This is a genomic window from Flavobacterium anhuiense, assembly GCF_004151235.1.
Lineage (GTDB): Bacteria > Bacteroidota > Bacteroidia > Flavobacteriales > Flavobacteriaceae > Flavobacterium > Flavobacterium anhuiense_A.
Window position 1 is genome coordinate 129698 of sequence record NZ_JUIV01000001.1, and the last position, 12430, is coordinate 142127.

At 34.4% G+C, this 12430-nt stretch carries 8 protein-coding genes; 4 read left to right on the top strand and 4 right to left on the bottom strand.

Features of this window, described 5'->3' with window-relative positions:
- Positions 1 to 30: 30 nt before the first annotated feature.
- From NU08_RS00620 to NU08_RS00635, 4 genes are read right to left on the bottom strand one after another with little or no spacing between them, the layout of a single operon-like run.
- Positions 31 to 1221 (bottom strand): AGE family epimerase/isomerase, encoded by a 1191-nt coding sequence (locus NU08_RS00620; RefSeq protein ID WP_129745160.1) that lies wholly within the window; start codon positions 1219 to 1221, stop codon positions 31 to 33.
- Positions 1222 to 1227: 6 nt separating this feature from the next.
- The gene (locus NU08_RS00625) at positions 1228 to 2418 is read right to left on the bottom strand and encodes a glycosidase (RefSeq protein ID WP_129745162.1); all 1191 of its coding nucleotides are present in this window, start codon (positions 2416 to 2418) and stop codon (positions 1228 to 1230) included.
- 27 nt (positions 2419 to 2445) lie between these two features.
- The gene (locus NU08_RS00630; protein ID WP_129745164.1) at positions 2446 to 3837 is read right to left on the bottom strand and encodes an MFS transporter; all 1392 of its coding nucleotides are present in this window, start codon (positions 3835 to 3837) and stop codon (positions 2446 to 2448) included.
- A 38-nt stretch (positions 3838 to 3875) separates the two neighbouring features.
- Positions 3876 to 5012: a glycoside hydrolase family 26 protein gene (locus NU08_RS00635; RefSeq protein WP_129745166.1), complete on the bottom strand. Its 1137-nt coding sequence runs from the start codon at positions 5010 to 5012 to the stop codon at positions 3876 to 3878.
- A 306-nt stretch (positions 5013 to 5318) separates the two neighbouring features.
- Here NU08_RS00635 and NU08_RS00640 point away from each other — a divergent pair, with 306 nt between their 5' ends.
- The 4 genes from NU08_RS00640 (at position 5319) to NU08_RS00655 (ending at position 12392) form a co-directional block, all read left to right on the top strand.
- Positions 5319 to 6197 carry an AraC family transcriptional regulator gene (locus tag NU08_RS00640; RefSeq protein WP_129745168.1) on the top strand — a complete coding sequence of 293 codons (879 nt, stop codon included), beginning with the start codon at positions 5319 to 5321 and terminating at the stop codon, positions 6195 to 6197.
- Positions 6198 to 6511: 314 nt separating this feature from the next.
- On the top strand, positions 6512 to 9709 hold the full coding sequence (locus tag NU08_RS00645) for a SusC/RagA family TonB-linked outer membrane protein (RefSeq protein WP_129745170.1): 3198 nt from the start codon (positions 6512 to 6514) through the stop codon (positions 9707 to 9709).
- An 11-nt stretch (positions 9710 to 9720) separates the two neighbouring features.
- Entirely contained in the window at positions 9721 to 11319 is a 1599-nt protein-coding gene (locus NU08_RS00650) for a RagB/SusD family nutrient uptake outer membrane protein (RefSeq protein ID WP_129745172.1), read from the top strand.
- Between the two features lie 17 nt (positions 11320 to 11336).
- On the top strand, positions 11337 to 12392 hold the full coding sequence (locus NU08_RS00655; protein ID WP_129745174.1) for a hypothetical protein: 1056 nt from the start codon (positions 11337 to 11339) through the stop codon (positions 12390 to 12392).
- Positions 12393 to 12430 lie beyond the last annotated feature (38 nt).

The window sequence follows — 12430 nt, forward strand, 5'->3', positions numbered from 1 at the left end:
TGTAAGACGTTTTGATTTTTATCTTAAACCTTAATTCTCAATTCGATGAATAAGCTCCAGACAAGCGCGACTATTATGATAAGGACATTTCCAGAATCCAGCTTTATCTTTTTTCATTGTGTAATAATCGTCATAAACGCCCCAAAACCATTCTCCGTTTTTGTGGTCGATCATGTGTTTTTTTATGAATTTCCAGTTTTTGTAAACGATATCCAGATATTCTTCTTTTCCAGTTAATTGATAAGCGTTGTAAAAACCAATTAAGGCTTCGGCTTGTGGCCACCAATGTTTTTCGGCTATAAGCTCATCTTTTTCTGGATCAAATTCGTACCATAAACCACCATCTGAATCTAAACCTTCTTTGGTTACTTCGGCAATCTTAATAGCATGTTTTTTATAGTTGGCAATCAAAGTTTTATTTCCTGAAATTTCGGCGCATTGCTGTAAAAGCCAAGCGGCTTCAATATCATGTCCGTATGAAATGACATCTGGTTTTTCTTTCCAATTCTCATCAAAAAACAAACGTAAATGACCTGTTTTAGTATTGATAAAATACTTTTCGATGGTTTCTAGTAATTCGATTATAGTAGCAAGCAGTTTTTCATCTTTCCAAACCTTGTATAAATTCGCATAAGCCTCAATAATATGAAGATGCGTATTCATAGTTTTCTTTTCGTTGGCATCTTTTGCGCTCAAACGCAAATCTTCAATGGGTTGCCAATCTCTTGTGAAAGCTTCAAAATAACCTTTGTTTATAGGATCGTAACTATTTTCCTCAATTTTTAGATATAGTTTCTTAGCAATTTCTAAAGCTCTTTCTTCATTTGAAATCGAATAATATTCAGATAAGCCATAAATCGCAAAAGCTAAAGCATAAATCTGGTTTTTGGTGTCTTTTGGAGTTTTATCCTCATTTATACTCCAAAAAAGACCTCCAAATTCGGTGTCATAAAAATAAGCCGCAAGAAACTCAAATGCTCTTTCTGCCAGTTTTTTGTGGTTTTCGTTATTTGTGGTTTTGTAACTGGCAGAAAACGTCCAAAGAATTCGGGCATTTAAAACCGAACCTTTTTCTGCATTGGCAATGAGTTGATCGTTAAAATCAATTTGCCCAACAAAACCGCCGTTTTTCTCATCTACAGTTCGTTTTGACCAATAGTTGAGAATGGAATCTAGTTCTGCTGTTAGTTCAGATTTAAAAAGCTTAAGTTGTAATGACACGATATTTTAGATTGCGTTATTTTTCTCAATTTGATTAATGATGGTCTGTACAGAACCCGAAGAAATAAAAGTGTCTGCAGGAGTATTGATTACGTAATCGATTAATTTGTCTACTGTTGAAACGGCTACGTGCATTCTGGTGTCCGAAGAAGCGTAATAAACGTAAACAGTTCCATCTTCATCTTCGATCCATCCGTTAGAAAATAAAACATTTGAAACGTCACCAACTCTTTCAATTCCTTCCGGCCCCATAAAATGTCCAGCTGGAACGTGTGTTACTTTCGAAATATCATTCAAATCAGTCATAAACATATATAAAGTATAACGTAACCCAGCAGCAGTGTTTCGAACTCCGTGCGCTAAGTGCAGCCATCCTTTTGAAGTTTTAATTGGAGCTGGCCCTAAACCATTTTTCAATTCGTAAATTGTGTGATATTGTTTTCCGAAAATGATTTTCTCGTCTTTAACTACTGGATTTGTCATGTCTTCAACATACCCTAAACCGATTCCGCCTCCAGAACCAACATCAATAAAACCATCTTGCGGACGCGTGTATAAAGCATATTTTCCGTTTACAAATTCTGGATGCAAAACTACATTTCGCTGTTGTCCTGTATTCGAAATTAAATCAGGAAGCCTTTCCCAGTTTACTAAATCTTTAGAACGCACAATTCCCGCATTGGCAACGGCAGAACTCGTATCTCCTTTTGGAGCTTTTGGATCTTTTCTTTCGGTACAGAAAATTCCATAAACATAGCCGTCTTCGTGATTAATCAGACGCATGTCGTAGACATTTGTATCAGGTTCTTCTGTTTGCGGAATTACGCAAGGTTTGTCCCAAAATTTGAAATTATCAATTCCGTTTGGACTTTCAGCAATAGCAAAAAACGATTTTCTATCAATTCCTTCTACACGAACAGCCAAAAGATATTTTCCATTCCATTTCATTGCGCCAGCGTTAAAAGCGGCATTTATACCAATTCTTTCCTGCAAAAAAGGATTTGTTTTTTCGTTAAAATCAAAACGCCAGTTTAACGGAATATGCGCTGCAGTAACCACTGGATTTTTATAACGTTCGTAGATACCATTTCCAACCGTTTCTTGAGGTTCGTTTTTAAGTTGAAGCAGTATTTTATGTTCGTTTTCTAATGCCAATTTTCTTTTTTGAAAATCGACTGAAGATGTTATTGTTGTCATATAAATTAATTTCTTGGTCTTTGTTTTTTAATGATTTTGATCTCTTTTTTCGTTTAGATCCTGTTCTATAATCTGTAATTTTTCTTCTGATAAAGGGTAAAATGCTATAAAAGCTACTGAGATTGCGGCCGCAATTGCTGGCAGTATGCTTAACATTAATTGAATTCCGTTTTGAGCTGTTGCAGTTTGTTCAACATTAGCTTGGAAACCAAAATAGCCTAAAAGCCATCCTGCTCCAGCGCCGCCAATAGTCCAGCCAAATTTTTGTGACATTGAAGAAGCTGAAAACACCAATCCTGTTGCTCTTCGTCCTTGTTTCCATTCTGAATAATCGGCGCTGTCAGCGTACATTGACCAGATTAATGGGAAAATACATCCCGCACAAATACTGATTAAAACTTGAAAGCTCATGATTAAGAAAACATCTTCTTTTCCGAATAAATAGAAAATTAGGCTTAAGATTGCCGCCAAAGCCATTGCGCCAAAAAAGGTTTTCTTTTTACCAATTTTATTTGCAATTGGCGTAGCGATGATAACCCCGATGATGTTTGCTGCTTGTCCTAAAACCAAATAGATTGACGTTGGAGTCATGTGAAAATCGGTTCCGAAAAGCGAAAAATCAAAATTTACAGAACTGCTTACGTAATATTTAAAATAATAAACTGCAGCTCCGTCACGTATAGAATTGAAAACTAAAGCTCCAATTCCAGCTCCAAGCAGAATCCACCACGGTTTATTTTTCCAAAGATCTTTTAAGTCTTCTTTTAAATTATTTTGTTCGTCTGCAATAGGTTTGATTCTCTCTTTTGTGAATGCAAAACAAGCCCAGAAGAAGATAGTTGTAATGAATCCGAAAACAGCGATTGTTGCCAGCCAGCCCGATTTAGAATTTAGATTTCCGCCAAAATAATTTACTAAAGGTTCAATCAACCAAAGTGCTAAAAGACTTCCGCCAAAGGCAAAAACCATTCGATAAGACGAAAGTGTGTTTCTTTCTTTTCGATCAGATGACATTACACCCAAAAGGGAAGCATAAGGAACATTGATTAAAGAATAAATCATCATCATTAGGGAATACGTCACATAAGCGTAGATAATTTTTCCTTTTTCGTCAAAATCAGGTGTGTAGAAAGTTAAAACTCCAATAACGGCAAAAGGTATGGCAACCCAAAGGAGATAAGGTCTAAATTTTCCCCATTTGCTTTTGGTTCTGTCGGCTAGAATTCCAACAATCGGATCAAAACAGGAATCCCAAATTCGGGTAATTAAAAACATGGTTCCAACTACAGCTGGTGCCAATCCGAAAACGTCGGTATAGAAAAACAGTAAATACATGCTGAAAATTTTCCAGAACATAGATGAAGCAGCATCTCCAAGACCGTAACCGATTTTTTCTTTTAAACTAATTTTGTCGTGCATTAGGTTTTTTTTAAAGGTTGTAATTTATTTTGGGACAGTTATTTTAATTTTTTTGGAATGTCTTTTTCAAAGATAGTTTGATCGAGGTTATAAAAATCGACAAAATCTTTTTCGCTTACTTGTCCAGTAAATGGAGCATAATAATGCATTTTTTGTTCTTTTTCCTGCCATCCGTGATTTCTCCATAATAAGACGTAAGAAATTTTATAATCTCCAATGGCTTTTAATAAAGTTCCTGTCCACCATTTTGGATCTGGAATCGCTTCGTAACCTGCTTCAGCCAATGCCATTGGTTTCTGCTTTTTTATGCTAATTTCATTCAATATTTTAAACTGATTTTGAACTTCACTTATAAATTTTTCACCATTCGGATCATTATTATTTTGATAAGTATCAAAACTCAAAATATCGGCATAATTATCTCCAGGATAATTGGCTAAGAAATCGGCTTCATTGCCAAAACTTCCTGTATTGTATACATATATAAGATTGTGTACACCTTTTTTCTGAAGATAGTCAAAAGTAAATTTCCAAGCAGTTTTAAATTCTTCTGGAGTGCAATTGCCTTTTCCCCACCAAAACCATCCGCCTGTCAATTCATGAAAAGGTCTGAAAAGAATCGGAATGTTTTTTCCGTTTTTATCTTTTAAAGACAAAAAGAAAACAGCAGCTTTATCTAACCAAGAAGTAAATTTTTTATGATTTTCTGCGCCTGGCAAAATCGTTTTTAAAGAATTAGGAACGTTATTCCAAGCGTCTTTTCCGGTTGCAGGATTGTCAAAATGCCAGCTTATGGTTGAAATTCCGCCTCTTGCATTTGCCTCTATAATATATTGTTTCATTTTAGCAAAAGGAACGCCGTCTATATTATTGGGTTTATCATTTTCTAAACCTGCGATATCCCAACCGTAAACTGCTGGATAATCGCCAACGACATCTTTTACATCGCTTCGTCCGTCTTCATATTTCCATTTTACGCCATAAGCCAAATCATCTTGATGACCAAATAGAAAACCTTTTTGCGATAATGTATTTAGATTTTTGTAAAGCGTTTTGGTTTCTGAAGTAGCTTTTTTATCTGAAAGTGATAAAATTGTATTACTAGTTTGTTTCTGAGATTGGCACGAAGTACCTATTAATAGACTCGCTATAATGATGATAAAATGGTTTTTCATTGTCTGGTTATTGATAGTTAATGGCGCTAAATACTAAAGTAACAATGATTTACGGTTTTGAAGCCTGTTGTATGTATTGTTCGGAAATTCTTTAGTGATTTACCTCTAAAATTATTAAAACTATAAAAAGTTATTTAATAAAAAATGATTAATGTTTATTATTAAACCTCTTTTTAAAGAAATGATAATTTATTTTTCAAAGATAATTGGATGAATATCGTGTAATTAATATTATTTTATCAATTATATATCATATTATTGCAGTCGAAATTTAGAACAATACTTTCCTGAAAAATACTTTTTAATATGAGTAATACGAAAAATTTTTATAGAGAAATTGCTCCGCTTGCGGCAAGTGACAGCTTTTTGGTCTTTGATCGAGTAAAGGACAATTTTGATTTTCCGGTTCATTATCATCCTGAATTTGAAATTAATTTTATTCTAAACGGAAAAGGAGTAAAGCGAGTTGTAGGAGATAATATCGAAGAGATTGATAATGTCGAATTGGTTTTGATTGGTCCGAATTTGTATCATGGATGGGAGTTGAATAAATGCGCAAATAAAAAAATACATGAAATAACGATACAGTTTCATAATGATTTGTTTCACGAATCTTTGCTTGCAAGACGTATTATGAATCCGATTCGGGATATGTTTAATCGATCTATACATGGAATTTTGTTTTCAAAAAAAACCGCCGAAGAATTGACTCCTAGGCTTGTGAGGCTTTCTAAATTGGATGGTATGGATTATTTTTTGGAGATTACTTCTTTATTGTATGATTTGGCTAATTCTAGAAATCAGCGTTTGCTTTCTACATATACAGTAGACTATGACACGTTTGATGATTATGATAAAATGAAGTTGGTTTATGAATATGTGCAGAAGCATTTTGCTGAGAAAATTACTTTAGAAGATGCGGCAAATGTGGCAAGTATGTCTATTATTTCTTTCAATCGATTTATTAAAAAACGTACCGGAAAAACTTTTGTCAATTATATAAATGACATTCGTATTGGTTATGCGGCGCGTTGGCTCGTAGAAAAAGATATGAGTGTTTCTGAAGTTGCTTTTAAATCAGGCTTTAATAATATTGCTAACTTCAATCGCAGTTTTAAAGCAACAAAAAACTGTACGCCAAGTCAGTATCGTGAAGAATTTTCTGGATTGAAGCGTATTTTGTAGTGATACTTTTTTATCACAAATAAATATTATTTTTAACGAAAACGTTTGATTTTTGAAATTTCATTGGTTTTTATTCATTGTTTGGGTTCTTTTAGAGCAGTGATATTGCGAATAATTTAAAATTTATATGGTTTTATTTTTATATGTGTTTTTTTAGTCGTGTATAGTAAAAATATTATCATTAAATGATATAATATTATTGATTTGATAATTCTCCCTGTTATAGATTTGTTAAATAATTTCAAAGTAAAAATTACCCTGGCATTTACTTTTGGATTTATGCAATAAACAAATTTAACTAACCAAACATTATTATGAAAAAACTAATGACTAGCTTCATTCATTGGATGGCTGACCACAGAGCCGTTCCTTTGATATTATTTTTGTTACTGACCAGTAATTTTATTACAGCTCAGGTAAAGGTTTCTGGGACAGTATCTGATGAGAAGGGACTGTCTATTCCGGGAGCAAACATTTCGGTTGTAGGCTCAAAAATAGCGGTTTCTACAGATTTCGACGGTAAATATTCTATCGATGTTCCACCAAATTCCACTCTTGTATTTTCTTTTATAGGTTTCACGACGCAGAAGGTTGCCATAGATGGTAAGACAAAGATTAATGTTATTTTGAAATCAAATGCAGAAGATTTAAAGGACGTAGTTGTAATTGGTTATGGTACACAGAAGCGTAAAGATGTGAATAGTGCCATTTCTAGTATTGCTTCAAAAGATATTGAAAATCTTAAAGTAGCATCTTTTGATCAAATGATGCAAGGTAAGGCGGCAGGGGTAGTCGTAAACAGTAACTCAGGTGAGCCTGGAAGTAACGTTTCTGTTAGAATCCGTGGAGTTTCTTCTTTGACTGGCACAAACGAACCTTTGTATGTAATCGATGGTGTGCCGATTTCTGGAGACGCAAGAAACTCGTCTACTTCAGGAAGAAACGCAGCGGGAGATTCAAACTTTTCCAATGCGGGAAATATTACTTTAAGCCCTTTAGCATTGATTAACCCGAATGATATTGAGTCTATCGATATTTTGAAAGATGCTTCTGCAACGGCAATTTATGGTTCTAGAGGAGCAAATGGTGTTGTTATTGTTACAACAAAATCTGGTAGAAAAGGAACAGGAAAATTAACTTTCGAAAATTCATATTCAATAAGTAATCTGCCTAAGAAATTGCATTCTATGAATTTACAGCAATATGCAATTCATCAAAATGCTTTGGCAGATGTTTACGATCCTACGGCAAAACGTCCTGAGTTTGCGCATCCAGAAGTTTTAGGAGCTGGTACAGACTGGCAAGATGCCATTTATGAAACAGGTTTTATGTCTTCTAATCAGCTGTCTTTTTCTGGAGGTAAAGAAGGAATTAGCTATTATATCTCTGGAGGAGTTTTAAATCAAGAAGGTATTGTAATCGAATCTGGATTTAAAAGGTACAATATTAGATCTAACATTGATTCTAGGGTAAATAAATTTATCAAAGTTGGAGTAAATATTAGCGGTGCAGTTACAGATGAAAAACTAACATTAAATGGGCAATTTAATGGTGTTGTAGCTACTTCTTTATTGGCAACTCCAGATGTTGCCGTAAGAGAATTATCTGGTGCTTTTGCCGGACCTCCAACAGGCGGACAGACCTCTTTCGTAAATCCTGTCGCTACATCTTTGTTGGGGTCAAATACATTAGTTAGAAAAAACTATGCAGGAAATTTTTATACTCAAGTTGATATTTTAAAAGGTTTAGAATATCGTTTTGAAGCAGGGGGATATATCTATGATAATTTAGGACAACGTTTTGATCCGATGTATTCTTTGGGGAATGCAGTAAAAAGCTATGCCAATTTATATTACAATCCGTCAAGCGGAAATTCTTGGAACTTAAAAAACATGCTTACTTATAGAAATGTAATTGGCAAACATAATTTTACTGTTTTAGCTGTTCAGGAGTCAAACAGATCACACTGGGAGGGATATTCTATTACAGGATATGGCTATAAAGATAATAACGACAAATCGCTTGCAGCATCAGATTTATCTAAAGCTGTTACAAGCGGTGTTTATTCTGGAACACAAACTCTAGCTTCTTATTTAGGAAGGGTAGTTTATGATTATAACGATCGTTATGGCTTAACTGCTTCTGTAAGAACAGATGGTTCTTCTAAATTTTTCGTGGGAAACAAATGGGGAACTTTTGCTTCTGTAAGCGGTTCTTGGAAGCTTTCTAATGAGAAATTTATGGAAGGCACTAAAAAGTATATTGATGGTATTAAGATTAGAGCAGGTTGGGGGCAAACGGGTAACAATCAGATTGGAAACAATTTGTACGATTCTAACTTACATATTGTAAATAGTACAATGGGAACTTCTTATCTTCCTTCAAATACGCCAAATAAAGATTTGAAATGGGAAACACAAGATCAGACTAACATTGGTTTGGACTTTACGCTGTTTAAATCTAAATTGAGCACTTCGATAGATGTTTATAAAAAAGTATCTAAAAACTTCTTGTATCAAGTGCCGCTTCCAAATTTCCTTTCAGGAGGAGGAGACTATGAAGGAGGTGTGAATCCGCCATACTTTAATTTGGGAAGTATGCAAAATAAAGGTATTGAGATTACTTTAGCATATGATCAAAAATTTACAGATAACTTTTCGTGGAATGTGAGCGGAAACTTCACTAAATATGTAAATGAGGTAACCAATATGGCTGGTTTAAATATTGTAAAAACAATGAATACTCTTGCTTACAATACGGTTACGGTTTCTAGAACGCAAGAAGGTCTTCCGATTGGTTCATTTATCGGTTATGAAGCTTTGGGGATTTATCGAACAGATGACGATTTAACAAAATACGGTCATGTAGATGGAGCAGGAAATAGAGTGGTTTTAAAAGATGGAACAAACTCTTTACAACCGGCATTTCAAAAAGGAGATGTTATTTATAAAGATCAAAACAATGATGGTGTTATTGATTTGAAAGACTTAGTGCCAATTGGAAATCCAAATCCAAAATTTACCTATGGCTTAACCAACAACTTCAAATACAAAAATGTTGATTTGTCTATTTTTCTTCAAGGGACAGCAGGAAATAAGGTAATGAACTTAACTCGTTTATCTGGAACAATGAACAGTTATATGGGGACAAATTATTTAACAGAAGCGGCAGATTTTTATTCGGCTTCAAATATAGATGCTTCCCTGCCGAGACCTTCAACATATGATAACATTAATAATGCTATTTCAACTCGTAATATTGAAAATGGATCTTATTTAAGGATTCAAAATGTAACTCTAGGATATTCGCTTCCATCGGATATTATCTCTAAGTTAAGTCTTTCAAGATTGAGAATTTATGCTTCTGGACAAAACCTGTATACGTTTACTAAATACAAAGGATACGATCCTGAAGTAGGTAATTTTAACCAAGATGCATTGCTTTCAGGGGTAGATAACGGACGTTATCCGGTACCAAGACAAATTACTTTTGGTTTTAATGTTGAATTTTAATACGAATTAATATGAAAAATATAATACAGAGAAGCAGTGCAGTTTTAATAACATTTTTAGTGTTGATGTCTTCCTCTTGTTCACAAGACTTTCTTGATGTTCCAGCTGAGGGAGCGCCAACAATGGGAAATTACTATGATTCTGATGCTAAATTGGACAATGCTGCCAATGGATTGTACGGTATAGTTTGGTTTAATATGAATAAATCGGCTTTTTATGGGATTACCGATGTTATTTCGGGAAATATGTATGCAGGCCCATATAACGATTTTGGAAAATTTACCGATTTGAGTTTTACAAATTCTCAGGCTTTTATTTCTGATGCTTGGAGATCGTGTTTTGGAGCTATTGCAAATTCTAACGCATACATTAGCAATCTGCCTCAGAGCGTTGGGCCTAATGTAAGTAAAGAAGCTTTGAATAATGCTTTGGGAGAAGCGCATTTTATTAGAGCGTTTTCATATTTCTTTTTAGTAAGATTATGGGGAAATGTGCCTATTATAGAAAACAATGCAGATTATTCTAAAAACTTCGTGATTCCAAGTAATCCGGTTGAAGATGTTTATAAGTTTATCGAAAATGACTTAAAGTTTGCCATAGCAAATTTAAGACAAAAAAATAGAGGATCAGATTATGCTGCTAATGCGCACGTGTCAAGCGGATCGGCAAAAGCATTTTTAGCAAAAGTGTATTTATATCAAAAAAAATACGATTTGGCAAAACAGATGGCTCAAGAAGTAATCAATAGCGGTGAGTTTAAACTGCTTGGAGGAGAACAGCTTCCAACCAAATCTTTTGCCGATTTATGGCTTCAAAAAAACAATAATAACGAGGAGTCTATATTTTCTTGGCAATGGACAGGCGCAGGAACTTATTTTGAAGGAAACTTTTCTAACACTTTGTTTGCCCCAGAAAACAGATTAGTAGAAACAACCTATTCAGGCCAGATCGCTCCTTCGCAAGATTTGATTCATAATGTTTTTGAAAATGGAGATAAAAGAAGAATTGAAACATTTATGCTTCCAGGCGATTATTATCCAAATTTAACTTACGCGCAAACACTTGCTGTAGATTCTCCTAAATTATTAGGATATACTTTTGAAATCGAAAATGAAGCACAAAATTCTGGAGCGGGATTGAAAAAATATGTTATCGGAAAAGAAAATCTTCCTATTACAGGTCCCTTTAATGCACCATTTAATGGAGAAAGCAGCATGAATAGCTATATGATGCGTTATGCAGAATTGCTGCTAATACATGCCGAAGCAATTTTAGGTTCTCAATCAGGAAGTACTACAGATGCAAATGCTTTGAAGTCGTTCAACGCAGTACGCAAAAGAGCTGGTTTGTCTGAGAAAACATCAATTTCTTTTAATGATATTTTTAAAGAAAGACGTGCAGAATTGGCTTGTGAAGGGGATTATTATTTTGATTTAGGACGTCTTCCTTTCGCGCAAGCAAAAGCAATTTTAGAAGCGCAGAATAGAGGAGATAAAGAAAATGAAAAACACATCACAATATCAGCAACTAATCTTCTGTTGCCTTATCCAGCTGATGATTTAATTAAAAATCCAAAATTAACAGAAGTAGCGCCGTATACTTTTAAATAATTTTTAAAAATATAAATATGAAAAATATAAAAATTGTTTCGTTAGCAGCGTGCATGGCATTGATGTTATCTTTAATGTTTTTTACTTCATGCTCCAATGATGATAATGCAAGTGCTTATGCAGGTGCTCCCGTTATAGAAAGTGTAATTCGTTCAGGTTATGATGAAAACGGAAATATTTTTCCTTCAACGCCAGTAACAATTGGCGATCCCAAAAACTATTATATCATTCATGGTAAAGGTTTTTTAACTACACAGAAAATTTACTTTAATGATTACGATACGTATTTCAGACCCACTTTTGTAACGGATACCGATATTGTCGTTTTAATTGATGAAAATACGCCTTATGCAAACGCATCAAATGAGCTGAAGGTGGTAACTAAATATGGTACAGTTGTAATGCCTTTTACGGTGGCACCTCCCGTTCCAACTTTTTCAGGATTTAATTTTATCAATTGCGCAGAAGGAGATGAAGTAATTATTAAAGGTAAATATTTCTTAGATCCAGTTGTAACACTGGCAAAAACAGCGACAGAGCCAGAAGTTCCTGTTACGATTGTTTCTTCTACTTTAGAACAAATTGTAATAAAAATTCCGGCCAATGCCAATTACAGACATCTTGCAGTAACAAATATTTCAGGAACTGCCATTTCAAAAGAGGCAATTGGTACGGCTTTATATGATGATAAATTATATGGAGCACAATGGGGCGGGCCTTGGGCTGGTAAAGGAGTTAATTTTGATTTTGACGGAGATTCTTATCAAGGAGAAAAATCTTGGCAGTGGACTTTCGGTGCTTGGGACGGCGGAAACTGGGGCTTTGATATAGATATGTCTCGTTACAAAGCGTTTAGAATAGCAGTTAAAGGATCTAAAAATGGCCAAGTCAACTTCAGTTTAAACGGAGGAGCAAACTATGTAATCCCTGTAACAACAACTTGGGTTTATATGGAGATTCCCCTAGATAAATTAGGAAGTCCTACCAACGTTTGGATGATAACCTTTCAAGAATCAAATAATGATGGAGGAAATGTTGTCTTATTTGATGATTTAGGATTTGTATTAAAATAGGATTCGGTTTGAGTTAGTTTGTGATGTTCTCTAGTTGA

Coding starts and splice junctions, on each gene's coding strand:
- NU08_RS00625 (WP_129745162.1), bottom strand. CDS start 2,418: ATGACAACAATAACATCTTCAGTCGATTTTCAAAAAAGAAAATTGGCA.
- NU08_RS00630 (WP_129745164.1), bottom strand. CDS start 3,837: ATGCACGACAAAATTAGTTTAAAAGAAAAAATCGGTTACGGTCTTGGA.
- NU08_RS00635 (WP_129745166.1), bottom strand. CDS start 5,012: ATGAAAAACCATTTTATCATCATTATAGCGAGTCTATTAATAGGTACT.
- NU08_RS00640 (WP_129745168.1), top strand. CDS start 5,319: ATGAGTAATACGAAAAATTTTTATAGAGAAATTGCTCCGCTTGCGGCA.
- NU08_RS00645 (WP_129745170.1), top strand. CDS start 6,512: ATGAAAAAACTAATGACTAGCTTCATTCATTGGATGGCTGACCACAGA.
- NU08_RS00650 (WP_129745172.1), top strand. CDS start 9,721: ATGAAAAATATAATACAGAGAAGCAGTGCAGTTTTAATAACATTTTTA.
- NU08_RS00655 (WP_129745174.1), top strand. CDS start 11,337: ATGAAAAATATAAAAATTGTTTCGTTAGCAGCGTGCATGGCATTGATG.